Here is a 19,986-nt window from a genome sequence, read left to right as displayed (position 1 = left end):
ACGATGGGTGGATTGCCATGACCGCGGTGCCGGGGCAGGTCGCCAACATGATCGACCTGATCTGCGATCGTTGCGGGGACGTGCTCAGCTGTCGCGCCGACCATCTGCGCGATCTTGAGGTGGTCTGGCCGTTGCTGACGGATCAGGGCTGGGCCGGATCGCCGTTCGCCACCGGGCAGCACACCTGTCCGGGCTGTGTGGTGGGTCAGCTGCGGGAGCCGTCGGCGGGCGCGACCTGGCCGGTGCGCAAGCACATTCCGCGCGACGTCGTGCTGCGGCAGGACCGGCACGCCGCGATCGTGGAGGTGACCGGCGACATCGACCGGCTGCTGGTGTCCACGATGCAGGCCGCGCTGGGCCGGGCCGCCGCGCTGCACCGCAACACCGTGCTGGACCTGGCCGCGGTGCAGCTGGTCGACCCGATCGGGCTCGGTGTGCTGGTCCGCGGGCATGTGCGGGCCCGGAAGCGCGGCGGGCACCTGTGCCTGGCCGCGCCGAGCCGGTTCGTGCTGACCGTGCTGCACACGATGCACCTGGACGACGCGCTGCCCGTGTTCGGCGACCTCCCGTCCACGCTGACCTGGCTCGCGGCCCACCCTCCGGCGTCGGCCCAGACGCCGGGCCGGCCGAAGCCGCCGCCGGCCGCACCGGGCCGGCCGCACGAGACGCCCGGCGGGCCGGGTCAGGCGGCACAGTCGCCGTTTCAGGCGCCCGGCCAGCCGAAGCAGACGCCGAAACAACGGTCGTCATGAAACCGTCACACGTCCGGGAAGCCAATGCCATGAAGCATCCGAAAGATGATCACCCCGCCGGTGCCGTGGCTCGACTCCTCCCCCCAGACGGGAGCCACGGTGCCGGCGGGCCGGCCGCACCCGCGTGCGGGAGTCCTGGTTCAGGCCCCGCACGCGGGTGTCTCCACAGCGGCCCCGGAACGGTCCGGGCATGATGGGGAGCATGTCGGGAGTCCTGGTGATCGAGGATGACGACCGGATCCGGTTGTCACTGGTGATGGCGTTGGAGGACGAGGGCTACACGGCCCGCGGAGCCGCGACCGCGGAGGAGGGGCTGGCGGCCCAGCGCGCGGAGGCCGCGGACACCGTCCTGGTCGACCTGATGCTCCCGGGGATCGACGGCTTCGAGTGCATCCGGCAGCTGCGCCGCGTCGACGACGTGCCGATCGTGGTGGTCAGCGCGCGGGACGACACGCACGACATCGTGGCCGCGCTGGAGGCGGGCGCGGACGACTACGTGGTGAAGCCGGTCGCGATCAAGGAGTTGTCCGCGCGGCTGCGGGCGCTGCGGCGCCGGGCACGGCCGGTGACGCTCGATCCCGTACCCGTGCTGGCTTTCGGTGATCTTCATATCCTGCCGGAGGCGGGGGAGGTGCGGGTCGGGGGCGAGCCGGTCTCCGTGACGCGCACCGAGTTCCAACTGCTGTGCGAGCTGGCCGAGCACGCGGGGCGGGTGCTGTCGAGGCAGCAGCTGTTGCAGCGGGTGTGGGGCTACGACGGCGGCGACGAGCGGCTGGTCGACGTGCACATCGGCCGGCTGCGCGCCAAAATCGAGAAGGATTCCGGGACGCCTCGGCACCTGGTCACCGTGCGCGGACTCGGTTACAAGCTGCTGCCCTCGTGAGCTGGGTCGGGCGCGCGGGGCTGCGGGCGCGGGTCACGACCGGGTTCGCGGCGGGCGCGCTCGTGCTGTCGATGGCGATGGCCGTGGTGTCGTATCAGCTGGTGCGCCAGTCGCTGATCGCGGAACGGGAGGCCACGGCGGTGCGCGCGGCCTACTACGACGCCGCGATCGTGGAGGCGGGCGTCAACAACAACCCCGCACCCGACATCGGTACGGTCCTGCGCTCCCTCGACACCGGCGAGAGCCGCCGCGCCGTCCTGCAGCTGGACAAGCACTGGCATGCCCGCAGCGCGGACACCGGGCTGACCGACGCGATCCCGGCCGCACTGCAGGAACACGCGGCGGACGGCAGGGTCGGCGTGCAGATGGTCCGTGCGGACGGCGGCCCCGCGCTGGTGGTGGCCGTGCCGCTGGCCGGTGGCGACGTGTTCTACGAGATCGACTCGATGAACGAGCTGGAGCGCACGCTGCAGGTCCTGGCGCTGGTGCTGACGCTGGTCGCGCTCGGCACCGCGGGCGCGGGCGCGTTCGTCGGCTGGAACGCCACCCGGTACGTGCTGCGCCCGCTCATCCGGGTGGCCGACGCGGCCCAGCAGATCACGGCCGGACGGCACTTCGCCCGCCTCGACCCGGCCACCGAGCCGGACCTGGCGCGGCTGACCGACTCGTTCAACCACATGGTCGACCAGCTCTCCGCGCGGATGGAGCGGGACCGCCGGTTCGCCGCGGACGTCAGCCACGAGCTGCGGTCCCCGCTGCAGACGCTCGCGGCCGCGGCCAGTGTGCTGGACCGCCGCCGGGACGCGCTGGACGAGCGGTCCGCGCTCGCGTCCGGGCTGGTCGTGGCCGAGGTGGACCGGTTCCAGCGGCTGGTCAACGACCTGCTGGAGCTGGCCCGCACGGACCAGCCGGCCGACCGCCAGGACGTGGACGTGGCGGAGCTGGCCCGGCAGGCCTGCCGGGATCACGGGCTGGACCCGGCGATCGTGGCGGTGCTGCACGGCCCGGTCGTCTGGTCGGTGGACCGGCGGCGGATCCGGCAGCTGTTCGACAACCTGCTGGACAACGCGGCCTCGTACGGCGGAGGCGCCACCGCGGTGCGGCTGACCGGCGGTACGGACCGGTGCCGCATCGAGGTCGACGACGAGGGGCCGGGCGTGAGCCCGGAGGACAAGCCGTTGATCTGGACCCGGTTCGTGCGCGGCCGGTCGCAGAGCTCGTCGCGGGCGGACGGCGGCGGGACCGGGCTCGGCCTGGCGCTGGTTGCCCAGCACGCGTCCGCGCACGACGGGACCGCGAGCGTGCACGACCGTCCCGGCGGCGGCGCCCGCTTCCGGATCGACCTGCCGGGGTGCCTATGAAGAAGATGCTGGCCGCGGCGTCCGTGTTACTGCTGGCCGGGTGCGGGATCCCGCTGGACGATGCGCCGCGGGAGCCGGACAACCCGCGGCCGTACCGGTCCGGGACCGCGACCGCGCCCGGCGTGGGTTCCGCGCTGGAGCGGCTGTGCCTGGTCAAGGACGACAAGATCGCGCGTACGCTGCGGCGGGTCGCCACCGCCCGTACCCCTGCGGAACAGCTTCTGGATCTTTTCGGCGGGCCGAACGCGGGGGAGCAGGCCGACGGTTACACCAGCGCGTTGGCCGGCACCGGGATCACGCCGCGGCTGTCGCTGGAGGGCGCGGCCGCGACCGTGGAGATCGGCGACTGGGCCGAGCACGGCAACCGCAGCGACGAGGTGCTGGCGTTCGGGCAGATCGTGTGCACGCTGACGACGCGGCCGGAGATCGGCACGGTGCGGTTCACCAGCGGTGGCGAGCCGCTCAGTGTGCCGCGCGCGGACCTGTCGCTGTCGGACGGCCCGCTGACCATCGTCGACTACGACGACCTGATCGCGTCATGAGTGAGCGTGCGAGCGAATCATCGACACAGCGCCTGAACTCAGGTCGGCGGGGAAGCGAGGCGGAGGCGACGTCATGAGCGGCTCGAGATCTGTTGTACGGCCCAGCCGTTGCCGTCCGGGTCGCTGAAGAAGACGAAGCCGACGTTGTCCAGCGGGTCCGGGACCGGGTGCGGGTTCTGTCCGAGCACCTGGACGTCGCTGCACTCCACGCCGCGCGCGACCAGCTCGGCGTGGGCCGCGCGGAGGTCCGGGACCACCAGCTGCAACCCCTTGAGCGAGCCGGGCGGCATCTCCGGCACCGCGCCCCGGCCGATCACCACCGAGCAGCCGGAGCCGGGCGGCGTCAGCTGCACGATCCGCGCGTTCTCGCCGAACGTGCTGTCGTGGTCGACGTGGAAGCCGAGCTTCTCCGCGTAGAACTCCTTGGCCCGGTCCAGGTCGGACACCGGCACGACGACGACCTCAAGCGTCCAGTTCATGATCTTCTCCTTCGTCGGCCCACGCGTCGAGCCTAGGCACACCCGTCGCGCCGCGCCGACGATCGCTCAGCCCCGGCCGGCCCGGGTGTCGCCGCCCGGCAGATCCTTGCCGTTCTCGTCGAGCGCGCGCAGGTCCGCGACCGGCTCCGGGCCGGTCACGGCGGGGTCGAACCAGAAGAGCACGATCATGGTGCCGGCGACCTTGGCGACGGCCGTGCCGGCCTCGACGGTGCCGGCACCGGGCACGACGCCGGTGATCCGCTCCGCCGGGCCGGCGTAGTAGCCGAACTCGGGGACCAGGGTGTCCTTGACGTTCATCGGGGCCTCGATCGCGTGGAAGCCGGGCGCGACGTCCGAGACGTCGGTCTCGTTCGTGACGATCAAGACCTGAGTGGCGCCGCCGCTGTCGAGCCGGCAGGCCGCGATCCCGAACCGGGTCTGCGGCAGTTGCGGGTGCTCGACCGCGTGCACGCGCATCACCAGCTCGCCGCCACCGTCCAGTTGCAGGCCGGTCCGGAAGTTCTGCTCCGGGATCGGCGCCGCCGTCGCCCGTGTGGGTTCCGGCGTCGGCGGTGGACTCTCCGGTGTCGTCGTGACGACCGAGGGAGCGTCCGCGACCGGCGTCACCGTGCCGTTGCCCGCAGTGGGCCGGTCGATCGTGAGCGCCACGCCGGTCACGGTCACCAGCACCAGCGCGGCGGCGGAGACGGCCGTGGCCGTGCGCCGGCGGCGGAGGCCCCGGCCGGTCCTCATGATCGCGTCCAGGTCGGGCGCGCCGTAGGGCAGGTCGGCGTCGGCCTGCAGGTCGTGACGGATCAGGTCGTGCTCGTTCATCCGGTGGCTCCTGGAGAGACGCGATCGGTGTGCAGGCGGAGCCGGGCCAGCCCGCGGGCGCCCATGCTCTTCACGGAGCCGACCGATATGCCGAGCTCGGTGGCGACATCGGCCTCGGAGAGGTCGAAGTAGTAGCGCAGCACGACCACCGCGCGTTCCCGGGGCGCGAGCGTGCGCAGCGCGCTGACCAGCCAGTCACGCCGGGTGATGTGGTCGGCCAGGTCGCCCGGAGCCGGCCGATCCGGCACGTCACTGTGCGGCTGTTCCCGAATGGGCCGCCGCCAGCCGTCCGTCAGATGATTGACCAAGATCCGCCGGGTGTACGCATACGCGTCCTGACGCCGCACCCGTGACCACGACGCGTAGGTGCGTGCCAGCGCCGTCTGCGCCGCGTCCTCGGCCCGATGGTGGTCGCTGGTCAGCAGGTACGCGGCATGGACCAGCCGTTTCCAGGCCACCTGTGCGAACTCCACGAACTCGTCGTCACCTCTGGGCACGATCACCGTCCGTGTTGCGGGGGGTGTTCACATGCCTGATACGGCTGAGCATCCGGAAAGGTTGCCGGAGACCCCCGGCAACTTTCGCGGCCACCCACCCGTCATGGACTGCGGCAGCATCCCGCTGTCCAAGAATCCTCAGGAGCACGCATGTCAGTCACCGGATCGCCCGTCCGCCGGGCGGGCCGATTCGCCGCCGTCACCGCCGCCGCGGGCGCGGTCGTCGTGGTGGTAGTCGGCGGCACGGTCGCGGCCAACGCGGCGATGACGTCGTCGCAGCAGGCCGCCGCCCAGCCGGTCGCCCAGGTGCGACAGGACGCGTCATCGGTCACCCTCCCGCACACCGTCACGACCGGCCTGACCGCCCCCGCCGGCGAGCTGGTGCTGACCGTCCAGGAGGTCACCGAGGCGCAGCTGCCGCAGACGCGCTTCGGCGTCATGCTCGGCGTGCGGTCACCCTCCGGCCAGGTCGAGGACCTGATCATGGCCAACGAGGCCGGCCTCCCCGACGTGGAGGCGGGCTTCCACGCCGTCCAGGCACCGGCCACCATCAACGGCACCCCCACGCCCGAGTTCGGCTACTACGCCGGCCCCGCCGCGAGAGTCACCGGCAAGACCCCCGCCGGCACCACGATCGAGGCCACCCCGCTTGCCCCGATCGAGCTCTTCGGCACCCCCGTCGTCCTGTTCTGGTTCGACCCCGCCGTCACCGGCCCGTGCGGCGACGACCAGCCCGGCGTGTCCCTCAAGTCCAACAGCGACAACCCGGCCCCGGCCCAGTGCGACATCACCGACCTGGCCGCCTTCGACGCCGCCGGCGTCGGCCTCCCGATCGGCTCCCGCCCCGGCGTCGGCCACGGCTGACCCCATCACCTGACCCACCCCGGCCCGGCCCTGCTGATCCGCCGGTGCCGGGCCGGAGCGGGACCCCGGCCCGGCACCGGACGGACGCAGCGCCCAACGCCTCACTCCCAACACCTGGGACCCAGGATGCTTGCGTCTCTGGTGGCCGTTTCCCGGCCCGGGGCGACGCTCGACCTGCCTCACAACAGTGACCCACAAGCCGGCTCGCAGCCTGCAAACCCCCACCCCACCCGCCTCACCGAGACGGACAAAACCCTCCCTACGGGACGTCTCTCAAGCATTCGCGCCCCCACCCGTACCCCCGAACCGCCTTTGCTTGGTTTTCTCCTTCATGCCGATAAATCGGCATTTAGCCTGAATCAGTGCCCGACCTCTCGCTGATCTTCCGCGCGGGCACCATGCTGTGCGCCCTCCCCCTCCACGTCATCGTCGAGATCATGCGGCCGCTCCCGATCCAGCCCCTCGCCGGCAGCCCCCACTACGTGCGTGGTGTCAGCGTCGTCCGCGGCCTCGCCATCCCCGTCCTCGACCTGGGCCGTCTCCTCGGCGACTTCGACACCGCCGCGGAACGCTTCATCACCACCAAGTCCGGCGGCGTGCTCGCGATCGGCGCCGTTCTCGGCGTCCGCGACGTCCGCCCCGAGGCAGGCCGGGAAGCGCCGTCCGTCGGCGGTGTCGTCACCGCCGTCGGCGTTCTCGACGCCGAACCGCTGATGTTCCTCGACCCCGACGGCGTCTCCCGCATGGTGGCGGCATATGCCTCCTGACCTCCACCGTCTCCGGGCCCTGCTGGCCGACCGCCTGGGCATGACGTTCGACGAGAAGCGCGACGACCTGCTCAGCGAGGTTCTCCGCACGCGCGCCGAACGCCACCGCATGACCGAGCGTGACTACCTGGACCGGCTGACCGCCGATCCCGACCGCGCCGAGCTGCGCGCGCTCGCCGAGGCCGTCACGATCAACGAGACCTACTTCTTCCGCAACATCGAGCAGTTCCATGCGCTCGGCGAGGTCGTGCTCCCGGACCGGATCCGCGCCCGCGCCTCCGTCAAGGCGTTACGCCTGCTCAGCGTCGGGTGCTCCTCGGGCGAGGAGCCCTACACGCTCGCCGCCGTCACCGCGGAGCGTGTGCCGCCGGACTGGCACGTGTCCATCGTCGGCCTGGACATCAACCGGGCCGTGCTGCGCCGCGCCGCCGCCGGCCGTTACGGCACGTGGTCGCTGCGCGAGACGCCGGCCAGCATCCGGCAGCGCTGGTTCCACCCGCGCGACGGCGGCGTGGAGGTCGACGAGCGGCTGCGGGCACGCGTGCAGTTCGTCGAGCACAACGTCGTCAACGACGACCCGGTGCTGTGGGCGCACCGCAGCTACGACGTGATCTTCTGCCGGAACATGCTGATGTACCTCACGGACGAGGTCCGGCGCGGCACGATCGCGCGCATCACCCGCGCGCTCGCGCCCGGCGGCTATCTGTTCCTCGGCCACACCGACTCGCTCGGGCCACGACCGGAAGGGTTGCAGGTCCGGCACACGCACGGCACGTTCTACTACCACCGCGAGGACCAGGCGGCGCCGGCGCGCCCGATCGTCCCGCCCACGGTCAAGACGCCCGCCGCGACGCCACAGATCAAGATCAAGCCCATGCAGGGGTACGACCGGGCGCTCGCACTTCTCCGGGTCGAGCGCTTCCAGGAGGCCCTCGCGGCGGTGGAGTCGATGACCGAGCCCGAGTCCCGCCTGCCCCGGGTCCGGGTGCTGCGCGGCGCGCTGCTGGCCCACGCCGGCGACACGGGCAGGGCCGCGGAGCTGTGCGAACGGCTGGTCGAGGACGACGGGCTCAACGCGGACGCGCACTACGTGATCGGCGTCTGCCACGAGGGCGACGCGTCCCCGGCCACCGCGACCCGGCATCACCAGCTGGCCGCGTACCTCGACCCGGGCTTCGCCATGCCCCGCATGCGGCTCGGACTGCTGGCCAAGCAGGCCGGCGACCGCCAGACCGCGGCCCGCGAGCTGGACCGCGCCGTCACGCTGCTGCGCGGCGAGACCGACGAGCGCATCCTGCTGTTCGGCGGCGGGTTCGGCCGGCAACCGTTGATCGCGCTCTGCCGCAGCGAACTCCAGGCGGTCGGAGCGGTGACATGACCGGGCCGGCCGGGGGTCACGCCGTGACGTGGACCCCGCCCGCCGACACCTGGGGCAGCACGCTGGCCGACGAGATGATCGACCTCGCGGACCGCAACCGGGCGATCGAGGACGCGCACGACACCCCGGAGCCGGTCGGCAACACCGCGCAGCGGGAGATGTGGGAGCGGCTCGGCGCGTTGCGGGCCTCGTTCGACCGGTCGTTCGCGGACCCGCCGCGCGACCAGGTGGTGCAGTTCCACGACCTGCTGGCCATCGCGGTCGCCGGCCGGCGCTACGCGCTGCGCCTTTCCCAGTCCGCCGGCCTGTTCCCGAACCGGCAGGTCACGCCGCTGCCCGGCCCGATTTCGGCGCTGCTCGGCGTGGCCGGGTTCCGCGGCTCGATCGTGCCGGTCTACAGCCTGGCGGCCGTGCTCGGGCAGCCGCCCCAGCCGGATTCCCGCTGGCTGGTGCTGGCCTCGGGCGCGCCGGCGATCGCGCTCGCGTTCGACGAGCTCGACGGGCACCTGCGCATCCCGGGCGACGAGATCATCGAGGAGCCGGTCGGGCACGGGCCGCGCGGCTGCCTGCGCGGCATCGTGCAACGGCCGGAGGGCGCCCGCCCGATCGTCGACGTCGCCGCGGTCCGCGCCGCCGTCCAAGCACTGACGCACAGCTGAGGAGATGCCGATGAGACGAGAGTGGACGTTCGGCCAGAAGCTCGGGCTCGGGTTCGCGGTCACGATCGTGCTGACGCTGCTCACCGGCGCGGTCGGCATCGGCGCGCTGAACACGGTGACCACGGAGAAGGACGCGGTCATCGAGCTGAGCCAGCGCGGCCTGGTGCAGGCGGAGGCGTTGCGGGCCGCGGCCGAGGCCAAGGGCAGCTCGTCCCGCGGCTACCTGCTGATCGGCGACGAGAAGTTCCTGACCTCGCTGGCCACCGACCGGGCCGAGTTCCTCGACGGCATCTCCCAGCTGCGCGCCGAGGTCACCGGCACGCAGCAACGCACGCTGATCGACGCGGCCGCGGCGGCGGAGCAGGAGCACCAGACCGCGCTGGAGACCGTGATCGCGGCCCGGAAGGCCGGCTCGCCGATCGCGACCGTCGTCGAGGACTGGGACAGGACCGTCTCGCCGAAGCGGGAGGCGCTGGACACCGACATCGCGGCGCTGATCACTCAGCTCAGCGCGGACGTGGAACGGGAGCAGCTCGCCGCGACGAGCCAGGCCACGATCGCGGTGGTCGTGGTCGTCGTGATCGCGTTCGCCGCCATGGTCTTCGGCCTGGTCACCGCGCTGGTGCTGAACCGGGCGCTGAAGCGGCAGGTGGCCGGCGCGGTCGGGCACATCCAGAGCTCGTCCGCGGAGCTGGAGGCCGCGGCCGCGCAGCAGGCGTCCGGCAGCCGCGACCAGGCCACCGCGATGAACGAGATCACCACCACGATCGAGGAGCTGCTGATCACGTCGCGGCAGATCTCCGAGGGCGCGCAGCGGGTCGCGAAGATCGCCGACGACACCGCGAACGCGGCCGCGTCCGGCGACTCCACCATCGAGCTGGCCCGCACCTCGATCACCGCGATCCGGCAGCAGGTCGACCTGATCGTGCAGCACATGCTGGAGCTGGGCCAGCGCTCGCAGCAGATCGGCGGCGTCGTCGACCTGGTCTCCGAGCTGGCCGAGCAGACGAACATCCTGGCGATCAACGCGACCATCGAGGCGTCCGGCGCGGGGGAGTGGGGGCGGCGGTTCGCGGTGGTCGCGGACGAGATCCGCAAGCTGGCCGACCGGACGGCCGCGTCCGCGAAGGAGATCCGCGCGCTGATCGACGACGTGCGCGGCGCGGTCAACACCACCGTGATGGCGACCGAGACCGGCGCGAAGGCGGTGGACGCGGGGACCCGGCAGTTCAGCGAGGTCACCGCGTCGTTCCAGCAGATCGCGTCGCTGGTCGGGAACACCACCGAGTCCGCGCGCGAGATCGAGCTGTCCACCAAGCAGCAGACCACCGCCGTGGAGCAGGTCAACGCCGCGATCTCGGACACGGCCCGGGTCACCCGCGAGACCGAGACCAGCGCGTCGCAGACCCGGCAGACCGCGGCGCACCTGTCCACGCTGTCCGGATCGCTGCTGAAGATGGTCACCGCGGGAGCGGCCAAGTGATCGCGCGGTCGCGGTGAGCGGGAAGGACCCGCTGCGGTACTTCCGGATCGAGGCGCGGGAGCTGGTGGACGCGCTCAGCCAGGGCGTGCTCGACCTGACGCAGCGGGGCGGCGCGGAGCCGGTGGCCCGGCTGCTGCGGGCGGCGCACACGCTCAAGGGTGCGGCGCGGGTCGTCAAGCAGACCGAGATCGCGGACGATGCGCACGCGCTGGAGGAGATCCTGATGCCGTACCGGGACGGCGCCACCACGGTGCCGCCCGGGGAGATCGCGCGGCTGCTGGAGCTGTCCGACTCGATGACGGACCGGGTGGAGAGCCTGACACCGGACGCGTCGCCGGCACCCGCCCCGGTTCCGGCGCCTCCGCCGACGGTCGCGGAGACCCCGGAACCACCACGGCCGGAACGGGCGCAGAGTGCGCCGGAGCAGCCCAGAGTCGTACCCTCGGATGCTGTTGAATCTCCGGCGCAGCCGGTGCGCAGCGAGACGTCGGACGTGGACGAGCTGCTGGAGGCCGTGGACGAGGCGCACGCGCGGTTCGGGCCGATCCGGCGGCAGCTGGCGACCGTGCAGCGGGCGCACCGGGCCGCGGCCGCGCTCGCGGATCAGCTGCGGGTGGGGCGGACCGGCGCCGTGACGCACATCGACCCGGTGACCGGGCTCGGGCAGGGCGGCGGCGAGGTGCGGTACACCGATCAGGCCGGCGCGATGGCGTCGCGCCTCACCGCGGAGCTGGGCGCGCTCGGCCGGCAGCTCACCGAGACCGTGGAGCAGGTCGAACGCGAGCTGGACGACGTGCGCGGCCGCGCCGAACGGCTGCGCCTGGTCCCGGTCGCGTCCGTGCTGACCACGCTGCACCGGGCCGTGCACGACGCCGCCACCGTCCACGGCCGGCGCGTCACGTTCGAGGGCAACGGCGGTGAGCTGCGCCTCGACCCGCACGTGCTGAGCCAGACCTCAGGAGCACTGCAGCACGTGGTACGCAACGCGGTGGCGCACGGCATCGAGCCGGAGGACGAGCGGCGCGCGGCCGGCAAGCCCGCGGACGGGCAGGTGACCGTCACCGTGACGCACCGCGGCCAGTTCGCCGCGTTCGAGTGCCGCGACGACGGGCGCGGGTTCGACCTCGCGGCCGTGCGGCGCACCGCGGAGGCGCAGGGCCTGCTACATCCGGGTGAGCACGCGGAGCCGCGGCAGCTGATGGCGATGCTGATGCGTGGCGGGATCAGCACGGCCGCGTCCGTCACCGGCGTGTCCGGGCGCGGCATCGGCCTGGACGCGGTCCGCGACGTGGCCGAGCAGCTCGGCGGCGACGTCAACATCGACACCACGCCCGGTCGCGGCACCCGCCTCGAGCTGGTCGTGCCGTTGTCGCTGGTCTCGCTGCACGGGCTGGTCGTGGAGGCGGCCGGCTCGCTGGCGTCGGTGCCGCTGGACGCGGTCGAGACGTGCCTGCGCCTGACCGCGGAGGAGGTGTCGGCTGCCGCCGCGGCGGAGGTGATCACGCACGACGGGCGGGTGATCCCGTTCCTGCCGCTGTCGCGGGCGCTCGGTGGTGCGCCTCCGGCCGGGAAGTCCGCGGCCGTGGCGGTGGTGGTGAAGGCCGGGACGGAGATCGTCGCGATCTGCGTGGACCGGTTGCTGGGCACGTCCGTGCTGGTGGTGCGGCCGCTGCCGGAGCTGGCCCCGGCCGGGCCGGTGATCAGCGGGCTGTCGATGGACGCGGAGGGCAATCCGCGGCTGGTGCTCGACCCGCACGGGCTGGTGGCGGCCGGTGGACGTTCCGCGGCCGGTCATCGTGCCGGTGAGCCGGCATCGTCGGCGTCCTCCCTGGAAGCGCCGCCGGAGGGGCGTCCGATCCTGGTCGTGGACGACTCGCTGACGACGCGGATGCTGGAGCAGTCGATCCTGGAGTCGGCCGGGTACCAGGTGGATCTGGCTGCCTCTGGTGAAGAGGGCCTAGAACGCGCGAAATATCGGTCCTATGCCCTTTTTCTCGTCGACGTGGATATGCCGGGCATCGACGGGTTCACCTTTGTCGAGCAGACCCGGGCGGATCCGGTGCTGCGCGAGACGCCGGCCATCCTGGTCACGTCCCGGGCCGCACCCGAGGACCGGCGGCGCGGGTTCGACGTCGGCGCCAGCGCCTACGTGGTGAAGAGCGAGTTCAACCAGGAGGAGCTGCTCGACTACATCCAGGGCCTGGTGGGCGCCGCATGATCCGGGTGCTGGTGGTGGAGGACTCGGCCACGGTCCGGGCCGCGCTGCGCGAGGCGCTGACCACGGACCCCGGCATGCAGATCGTCGGCGAGGCGGTCACCGGCGCGGAGGCGGTGGACCAGTGCCGCCGCCTGCGCCCCGACGTGATCACCATGGACGTGATGCTGCCGGTGATGAGCGGACTGCAGGCCACGGAGCAGATCATGCAGGTCTGCCCGACGCCGATCCTGGTGGTGTCGTCCGCGGCCCGGCGAGAGGCGCTGGGCACGTACGACGTGCTGGCCGCCGGGGCGGTCGACGTGCTGGAGAAACCTCGCGGTGACGACTCGGACGCGACGTGGGGGGCACGGCTGCGGACCGCGGTGAAGGTGGTGTCCCGGATCCGGGTGGTGACGCGGCGGCGGGTGGTGCCGTCCGAACCGGTGGTCTCGGCGCCCGTCGTCAGCCGGCCCAAAGGCACGCAGCTCGTCGTCATCGGCGCGTCCACCGGCGGGCCGGGCGCGATCACGCAGATCCTCAGCCGGCTGCCGGTGTCGTTCCCGCTGCCGATCCTCTACGTGCAGCACCTCTCCGCCAACGAGGTGTTCGCGACCGCGTTCACGGACTGGCTCGCCGGACAGGTCCACCGGCCGGTCTCCTACGCCACCGGCGGCGTGCCGGTCGCGGACGGCGCGGGCCGGGTGATCGTCGCGCCACCGGACCGGCACCTGCTCATCCGCGGCGGGATGCTGCACCTCAGCAACGGGCCGGAACGCCACTCCTGCCGGCCCAGCGTCGACACGCTGTTCGAGAGCGTCGCGGACGCGTACGGGCCGTCCGCGGTCGGCGCACTGCTCACCGGCATGGGACGCGACGGCGCGGCCGGACTGCTCGCCATGCGCCGCGCCGGTGCCCGCACCTACGCCCAGGACGAGGCCAGCAGCGTGGTCTACGGGATGCCGCGCGAGGCGGTGCTGCTCGGCGCGGCCTCGGAGTCGCTGTCCCTGGCCGCGATCGCGGAACGAGTGGCGGCGCTGGCATGAGCGAACCTACCGATGTCGTCCTGATCGTGGACGACAGCCTCACCGTCCGGATGGACCTCGACGAGGTCTTCGAGGAGGCCGGCTTCCGCACCGTGCTGGCCGCGACCGGCGCCGAGGCCCGCGACGCGTTCCTCCGCGAACGCTTCGACGTGATCATCCTGGACGTGCTGCTGCCGGACGCGGACGGCGTCGACCTGCTCCGCGACGCCGGCGAGATCCCGCTCCAGGCCGGCGCCGTCCGCATCCTGCTCTCCAGCGAGGCCGAGGTGAAGGACCGCGTCCGCGGGCTCGCCACCGGCGCGGACGAGTACGTCGGCAAGCCCTACGACGGCCACTTCGTGGTCGCGCGCAGCCGGGAGCTGCTGCGCGCCCGGGGATCCCCCGCCTCGCACGCCCGCACCGTGCTGGTCATCGACGACAGCCCCACGTTCCGGGCCGTGGTCACGGACGCGCTCGAGGACGCCGGCTACGCCGTGCTGACCGCCGGGACGGGGGAGGAAGGCCTGCGCGTCGCCGCGGACCGCACACCCAGCGCCGTCATCGTCGACGGCATGCTGCCCGGCATCGACGGCGCCACCGTCATCCGCCGCATCCGCCTGGACGCGGCGCTGCGCAACCTGCCCTGCCTGCTGCTCACCGCCTCCGACGACTACGCCACCGAGCTGCAGATCCTCGACGCGGGCGCGGACGCGTTCGTCCGCAAGCAGGACGACTTCGCGGTGCTGCTGGCCAAGCTCGCGGCCGTGCTCCGGCAGACCGCGCACGCGCTGCCGATCGACGTGCCGCGCGGCATGCACGGCCCGAAGAAGGTGCTGATGATCGGCGCCGACCCCGGCTACCTGCAGCTGGCCCAGGCCGCGCTGCGCGAGGACGGGTACGAGGTGGTCGTCGCCCGGCACGCGGACGACGCCATGGTCATGCTCGCCGCCCAGCCCGCCGACCTGATCGTGCTCGGCACCATGCCCGCGTTCGGCGCGGCCGCGCTCGACCAGACGATCGGCGAGGCCCGCCATACCTGCGAACGCATCAAGAGCGTGCCCGGCCTGCGCGACATCCCGCTCATCATGATCGGGCAGGAGGACGGCGACCTCATGCTCGGCTCGCTCTCCGCCGGCGCGGACGACTACGTGCGTACGGTCGACGGCCCCGGCACGCTCCGCGCCCACGTCCGTGCCCACCTGCGCCGCAAGCATCTGCAGGACGAGTCCCGCCGCATCCGCGAGGAGCTGCTCACCCGCGAGATCGAGGCCGCGGAGGAACGCGCGGCCCGGGACGCCGCCGAGGCCCGGGCCCGGATGGTCGACGAGCTCGAATGGCGCAACCGGGAGCTGGAGGCGTTCAGCGGGTCGGTCTCGCACGACCTGCGCGCGCCGCTGCAGACCATCCTGGGCTTCGCCGAACAGATCATGGAGGACCCGCAGACCACCGAACGTGCCCGGCAGGATCTCACCCGCATCCACGGCGCCGCCTGGCGGATGGCCTCGCTCATCGAGTCACTGCTGCTGCTCGCCCGCGCCAGCCGTGGCGACATCCGCCGGGCCACGGTCGACGTGTCCGCCGTGGCCGCGGAGGTGGTCGAGGACTTCCGGCAGCGCTTCCCGGACCGTACCGTGACCACGGTCGTCGCGCCCGGCATGACCGCGTCCGGCGACGTCGAGCTGATCCGCGTGGTGCTGGTCAACCTGTTCGGCAACGCCTGGAAGTTCACCGGCCGCACACCCGGCGCCCGCATCGACATCGGCTGCGACGACGGCGTCTTCCACATCCGCGACAACGGTGCCGGCTTCCCCGCCGACAAGGCCGACCAGCTCTTCCGCCCGTTCGGCCGCCTCCACACCAACGACGACTTCCCCGGCACCGGCATCGGCCTCACCACGGTCTGGCGCATCGTCGACCGCCACGGCGGCCGCATCTGGGCCTCCGGCAACCCCGGCCAGGGCGCCTCCTTCCACTTCACCCTGCCTCCGGCCGCACACCCTTGACCCCCGCCTCCGGCGTCACCGACCACCATAAGAGCCGATATTTCGGGCAGGGCTACCCGTTCGCCGAAGCGCGCCGCAGCGGCGGACGTGAGCAGCGGCGGAAATCGCGGCTCTTCCCGGACCACGGCGGAACCGGCTCCGATCGGGGGCCGGAAGCGGAGCGTCAGCGGAGTCTTCCGGCTCCCGGAGGTTTGCCCGCGGGAGCATGCGGGCTGCGCCACGCCGGAAGCGGGAAGATCGGCTTTTATCGCTTGTGAGCCTGGCCGGTCCGGGTCTTCGACGGAGCGGATTCGAAACGGTGGAAGAGGAACCAGAGGGCGGCGAGGGCGGCGGCGAGGACGGGGAGCCAGAGGAGGCGGGCGGCGATCCAGGTGGGGGCGTCGGGGAGGGTGTGCAGGCCGGGGAGTGGGCCGGCGGTGCGCAGCGTGAGCGCGGCGACGGCCATCATCGCGGTCTGGTGCCAGAGGAAGATCGTCATGGCGGCCAGGTTGACCAGCGCCACCCCGGCCCAGACGGCGGGACGGCGGTGCAGGAGACGGCCGAGCGGCGCGTGCAGGAGCATGGCGGCGCCGCACTGCGCCAGTCCGAACGTGACCGCGGCCAGCGTCGGCGGGTTCAGGTTGGACAGCGCGCCGGGGACGCCGACCATCGAGGCCGGATAGCCGGCCCAGCGGACCAGCATGATCGTGGCCAGGACCCCACCGGCCAGCAGCGGCCACGCGTGGCGCTTGTCGAAGCGGATACCCAGCGTGTACGGCACCAGCCAGCCCGCGGCGAGGTTGATCCAGCCGAGCCACGCCGGGCCGTCGAGGCCGAGCCGGACCAGGTCGACCACGGCCACGGTCAGCAACGGCCACGCGGGATGCAGGCGGCGGGCCAGCGGCGTGAGCGCGGTCAGCCCGGCGAACACCAGCAGGAACCACAGCGGCGACAGCACCAGCGTGAGCACCGTGCGCAGCGTGGTGGTGCCGGTGCCGGCGAGCAGCAGCGCGAGCGTGATCACCGTCCACACGGCCAGCAGCACCACGACCGGCCGGGTCAGCCGTCGCATCCGATCACAGAACCAGCGGGGGTACGACTCGGCGCGCGCATAACCGATCTCCGCGACCCTGCCGCCGACCAGGAAGAACACCGCCAGCGTCTGGAACAGCCAGGTGGCCGGCGTGAACGCGTCCAGCGTGGCCAGCGGGCTCGCCACCGTGATCCCGTCGCCGCCGGCCACCAGGGCCGTGACCAGCCAGTGCCCCAGCACCACGCCGCCGATCGCCACCGCCCGCAGCGCGTCCATCGCCCGGTCCCGCCCCACCGGCGTTCCCGCCTCGATCCGCCGCGCCAGCACCGAGTTCGTCATGCGCGCAGGCTAGGAACGTGCCCGGTGCGCCCGCGTCACTCTGCGGTGCTCACCCCGGCGTACCCCCGTGGTGCTAGTGGGTGCTGTTGTCGCACCCTGGCGTGATCCTTGCGGGCCGCGGCCGGGAAGCCACTGGACCACGACGGCAGGCCTGCGCGAGCCTGGCGTCATGGGGAAGACGTATGAGGAGATCACGCCGCGGCTGCGCGAGTTCATCGCGGCGCAGCCGATGTTCTTCACGGCGACCGCGCCGCTGAGCGGGGACGGGACGATCAACCTGTCGCCGAAGGGGCTGCGCGGGTCGTGGGTGGTGGTGGATCCGCTGACCGTGGCCTACCTGGACTTCGCGGGCAGCAACGCGGAGACGATCGCGCACCTGCGGGAGAACGGGCGGGTCACGCTCATGTGGTGCGCGTTCGAGGGGCCGCCGAACATCGTCCGGGTCCACGGGCACGGCGAGCCGGTCTTCCGGGACGATCCTCGCTGGCCAGGGCTGCTCGCGAGGTTCGACGGCGTGGACCCGTCGCCGCACGGGCTGCGGGCGATCATCGTGGTGCGTGCGGCGCTGGTCCGGGACACGTGCGGCTACGCGGTCCCGTTCATGACCTACGACGAGGACCGGGACCTGCACGCCCGGAGATTCGCCCGCGAGGACGACGAGTCGCTGAGCGCCTACTTCGCGAAGAAGGACCACATCGCGACCAGCCTGGACGGTCTTCCCGGCCTGCCGCTGCCGTTGCCGCCCACCCCGGCCGCCACCTGATCATCACGGCGGCGGCCGGGACGGCCCGGACTCAGCCGGTGATCGGGGTGAGGCCGAAGCCGGTGAAGCGGATCAGGTCCGGCATGGTGAAGTCGCCGGCGTCGGTGGACGGGAGGAACGGGCGCCAGCCCGGGTCGACCCGCAGGTAGGAGCTGGGGTCGTCGGCCAGCAGACCGAGCAGGACCTCGGCGACGATCCGGCCGCCGGTCGGGCCGAGGTGCCGGCCCTCGGCCAGCACGCGCGACTCGCGCAGCAGGTAGAACCAGAGCGGCGTGCCGCCCTCGGCCGGGATGCCGAGGTCGGACGGGGACAGCGGCGGCACGCCCATCGCGCGGGCCACGTCCTCGCCGGAGGGCAGGCCGAGGCGTACGCCACGGGTGAGGTTGCGCAGCGCGAGGTTCCGGGTGCCGGCCGCGACCTGCTCCGGCGGCATGTCCAGCAGCGGCGGCGCGAGCTGCGTGTCGATCCGGCGGGCGGGCTGCAGCAGTGCGGCGTCGCCGAGGCCGGGGAAGAACCGGGCCCACTCGATCTGCCAGAACGGCGGCAGCGTCCGGAAGCCGCCGAAGTGCGCGAGCGGGTTGTCGCGGGCCGGTTCGGGCGTGAAGATCGGCAGCGGCGGGACGATCGTGTTGAGCTTGTAGCCGGCCCGGATCATCGAATGCCCGAAGCGGTACGCGGCCACGGAGAACTCGACCGGCATGAAGATCTCGTGCTTCCACCGGAAGAACCGCAGCTTGACCTGCTCGACCTCGGTGCAGCCGGCCAGCAGCGGCTCGCGGCGCAGCACGTCGTCCAGCGTGTGCTCGCCCACGACCCGGCGCAGGAAGTCGTGCACGACCACCCACTGGTAGTGCCAGCGGACGATGCGCTGCGCGGCGTCGGCGAGCTCCTCACCCGCCTTGATCACGTCCGCGAACTCGCCGCGGCGCAACCGCCGCAGCACCTCGTTGTGGAACAGCAGCATGGTCAGCTGCAGGTGCATGACGAAGATGTTCTCGTCGTTGCGCGGGTCGCCGATCAGCGCGACCTGCTGCGAGTTGCGCGGCAGGTCCAGCTCGTCGTCGTGCCGGTCGACCAGCATCATGCCCGGATCGCGCGCGTCGTACAGGTACGGCTGGTCGCGCGGCCCGCGCCCGTACACGTTGTCCAGGTCGAAGCGCGGGGACCGGAAGTCGGTGAGCACGTCCGGATCACTGCGCCGGATCAGCGTGGACACCGGGTCGAACGTGACGTCATGGTCGATGAACTGGCCGAGATAGCTGTAGCCGGACGGGATCCGTTCGTTGTCGTCGGCCGGATCCCGCGGCGCGGTCTCGGCCATGGTCGCGGCGATCTTCTCCAGCCGCTCGTCGTCGGCCCGGAGCGCGGGCAGTCGCGGGAACATGCGGCCGAAGCGGCCCTGGCTGAGCCGGGACGCCGGCAGCTGCCGAAGCCCGCGCAGTTCGGTCCGGCCGTGCGTGGCCGGTGGATGCTGCGTCATACTTCCCCCTCCAAGTAGGACTCTTCATCCAGGTAAAGGTCAGTACGGCGCTGATCGCCAGCCTTCGTCCCAGATCCGCCAGTAGGTTCAGGCCTGGAAGCCGCGCAGCATCGTGGCTATGTAGCGGCGGGACGCGTCCACCGCCTGGGGGCCGGCGGCCGCGATCACGCCCGCGTTGCCGGTCACGAGCAGCAGCAGGTCGTGCATGCCGAAGTCGGCCCGCAGCCGGCCGGTCGCCTTGATCCGGGCGACCAGGTCGGTCAGGTGCAGTGACTCCCAGACCTCGGGGTTGCGGATCGCGTCCGCCAGGTGGGCGATCAGCACGGCGGAGAACGTGCGGTCGCGGACCTGGGCCTCGGAGAACGCCATGATCAGGGTGGTGAACGCGCGCCACGGGTCCGGGTCGGCGGCCGCGGCCTCCCAGGTGACCGTGCACCGGCTGAAGCGGTCCGCGAACACGTCGTCGATCAGCGCCTGCTTGGTGGGGAAGCGGCGGTAGAGCGTGGCGACGCTGACGCCGGCCCGGCGGGCGATCCGGTCGACGGACACGTCCAGCCCGGCCTCGCTGAACACGTCCTGGGCGGCGGCCATGATCCGTTCCCGGTTGAGCTCGGCGTCGCTGCGCAGGCCCCTCATCGTCACTCCGGAACTGTATCCGCGACCGGCCGGAA

19 protein-coding genes are annotated in these 19,986 nt (G+C 72.5%); 13 read left to right on the top strand and 6 right to left on the bottom strand.

The genetic code is table 11. The annotated features are described in order from the left end of the window. Window positions 1-17: 17 nt before the first annotated feature. The 4 genes from OP04_RS34995 (at window position 18) to OP04_RS34980 (ending at window position 3,538) form a co-directional block, all read left to right on the top strand. Entirely contained in the window at window positions 18-752 is a 735-nt protein-coding gene (locus OP04_RS34995) for an STAS domain-containing protein (protein WP_051799559.1), read from the top strand. Window positions 753-954: 202 nt separating this feature from the next. Continuing rightward, the gene (locus OP04_RS34990) at window positions 955-1,635 is read left to right on the top strand and encodes a response regulator transcription factor (protein ID WP_033344196.1); all 681 of its coding nucleotides are present in this window, start codon (window positions 955-957) and stop codon (window positions 1,633-1,635) included. Window positions 1,636-1,706: 71 nt separating this feature from the next. Then, a complete protein-coding gene (locus tag OP04_RS34985; protein WP_085067026.1) occupies window positions 1,707-2,996 on the top strand; it encodes a HAMP domain-containing sensor histidine kinase in 1,290 nt (429 codons plus the stop codon). Beyond that, window positions 2,993-3,538, top strand: coding sequence for a GerMN domain-containing protein (locus OP04_RS34980; RefSeq protein ID WP_033344195.1), 546 nt, complete (start codon window positions 2,993-2,995; stop codon window positions 3,536-3,538). Before OP04_RS34985 ends, OP04_RS34980 begins: the two co-directional genes overlap by 4 nt. 71 nt (window positions 3,539-3,609) lie before the next feature. Here the strand turns inward: OP04_RS34980 and OP04_RS34975 are convergent, their stop codons facing one another. The 3 genes from OP04_RS34975 to OP04_RS34965 form a co-directional block, all read right to left on the bottom strand. Further along, complete coding sequence (locus OP04_RS34975) at window positions 3,610-4,017, bottom strand: VOC family protein (protein ID WP_033344194.1); 408 nt, start codon at window positions 4,015-4,017, stop codon at window positions 3,610-3,612. Window positions 4,018-4,083: 66 nt separating this feature from the next. Beyond that, the gene (locus OP04_RS34970) at window positions 4,084-4,851 is read right to left on the bottom strand and encodes a hypothetical protein (protein WP_051799557.1); all 768 of its coding nucleotides are present in this window, start codon (window positions 4,849-4,851) and stop codon (window positions 4,084-4,086) included. Beyond that, on the bottom strand, window positions 4,848-5,348 hold the full coding sequence (locus OP04_RS34965; protein ID WP_033344278.1) for a SigE family RNA polymerase sigma factor: 501 nt from the start codon (window positions 5,346-5,348) through the stop codon (window positions 4,848-4,850). Before OP04_RS34965 ends, OP04_RS34970 begins: the two co-directional genes overlap by 4 nt. Window positions 5,349-5,498: 150 nt before the next feature. On the opposite strand from OP04_RS34965, the gene OP04_RS56585 reads away from it, so the two are divergent. The 8 genes from OP04_RS56585 (at window position 5,499) to OP04_RS34925 (ending at window position 15,721) form a co-directional block, all read left to right on the top strand. Beyond that, window positions 5,499-6,212: a hypothetical protein gene (locus tag OP04_RS56585; RefSeq protein ID WP_051799556.1), complete on the top strand. Its 714-nt coding sequence runs from the start codon at window positions 5,499-5,501 to the stop codon at window positions 6,210-6,212. A gap of 362 nt (window positions 6,213-6,574) precedes the next feature. After that, entirely contained in the window at window positions 6,575-6,979 is a 405-nt protein-coding gene (locus tag OP04_RS34955) for a chemotaxis protein CheW (RefSeq protein ID WP_051799555.1), read from the top strand. Next, window positions 6,969-8,357, top strand: coding sequence for a CheR family methyltransferase (locus OP04_RS34950; RefSeq protein WP_033344193.1), 1,389 nt, complete (start codon window positions 6,969-6,971; stop codon window positions 8,355-8,357). Before OP04_RS34955 ends, OP04_RS34950 begins: the two co-directional genes overlap by 11 nt. Window positions 8,358-8,380: 23 nt before the next feature. Beyond that, window positions 8,381-9,016, top strand: a complete 636-nt coding sequence (locus OP04_RS34945; protein WP_232323849.1) for a chemotaxis protein CheW — start codon at window positions 8,381-8,383, stop codon at window positions 9,014-9,016. A gap of 10 nt (window positions 9,017-9,026) precedes the next feature. Further along, window positions 9,027-10,499 carry a methyl-accepting chemotaxis protein gene (locus OP04_RS34940; protein WP_033344192.1) on the top strand — a complete coding sequence of 491 codons (1,473 nt, stop codon included), beginning with the start codon at window positions 9,027-9,029 and terminating at the stop codon, window positions 10,497-10,499. Window positions 10,500-10,512: 13 nt separating this feature from the next. Next, entirely contained in the window at window positions 10,513-12,717 is a 2,205-nt protein-coding gene (locus OP04_RS34935) for a hybrid sensor histidine kinase/response regulator (RefSeq protein ID WP_033344191.1), read from the top strand. Continuing rightward, window positions 12,714-13,739 (top strand): chemotaxis-specific protein-glutamate methyltransferase CheB, encoded by a 1,026-nt coding sequence (cheB, locus tag OP04_RS34930; RefSeq protein ID WP_033344190.1) that lies wholly within the window; start codon window positions 12,714-12,716, stop codon window positions 13,737-13,739. The genes OP04_RS34935 and cheB overlap by 4 nt, the downstream gene beginning before the upstream one ends. Next, window positions 13,736-15,721 (top strand): response regulator, encoded by a 1,986-nt coding sequence (locus OP04_RS34925; RefSeq protein WP_033344189.1) that lies wholly within the window; start codon window positions 13,736-13,738, stop codon window positions 15,719-15,721. Before cheB ends, OP04_RS34925 begins: the two co-directional genes overlap by 4 nt. Window positions 15,722-15,965: 244 nt before the next feature. Here the strand turns inward: OP04_RS34925 and OP04_RS34920 are convergent, their stop codons facing one another. After that, a complete protein-coding gene (locus tag OP04_RS34920; RefSeq protein WP_051799554.1) occupies window positions 15,966-17,072 on the bottom strand; it encodes an acyltransferase family protein in 1,107 nt (368 codons plus the stop codon). A 169-nt stretch (window positions 17,073-17,241) separates the two neighbouring features. Between OP04_RS34920 and OP04_RS34915 the strand changes: the two genes are divergently transcribed. Then, window positions 17,242-17,835, top strand: a complete 594-nt coding sequence (locus OP04_RS34915; RefSeq protein ID WP_033344188.1) for a pyridoxamine 5'-phosphate oxidase family protein — start codon at window positions 17,242-17,244, stop codon at window positions 17,833-17,835. Window positions 17,836-17,866: 31 nt separating this feature from the next. Here the strand turns inward: OP04_RS34915 and OP04_RS34910 are convergent, their stop codons facing one another. Further along, entirely contained in the window at window positions 17,867-19,315 is a 1,449-nt protein-coding gene (locus OP04_RS34910) for a peroxidase family protein (protein ID WP_033344187.1), read from the bottom strand. A gap of 87 nt (window positions 19,316-19,402) precedes the next feature. Beyond that, on the bottom strand, window positions 19,403-19,951 hold the full coding sequence (locus tag OP04_RS34905) for a TetR/AcrR family transcriptional regulator (protein WP_033344273.1): 549 nt from the start codon (window positions 19,949-19,951) through the stop codon (window positions 19,403-19,405). Between the last annotated feature and the right edge of the window lie 35 nt (window positions 19,952-19,986).

The organism is Catenuloplanes japonicus, assembly GCF_000717135.1.
Taxonomy (GTDB): domain Bacteria; phylum Actinomycetota; class Actinomycetes; order Mycobacteriales; family Micromonosporaceae; genus Catenuloplanes; species Catenuloplanes japonicus.
Note: the sequence above shows the minus strand (reverse complement) of the source record. Positions and strands in the feature narration are given on the sequence as shown.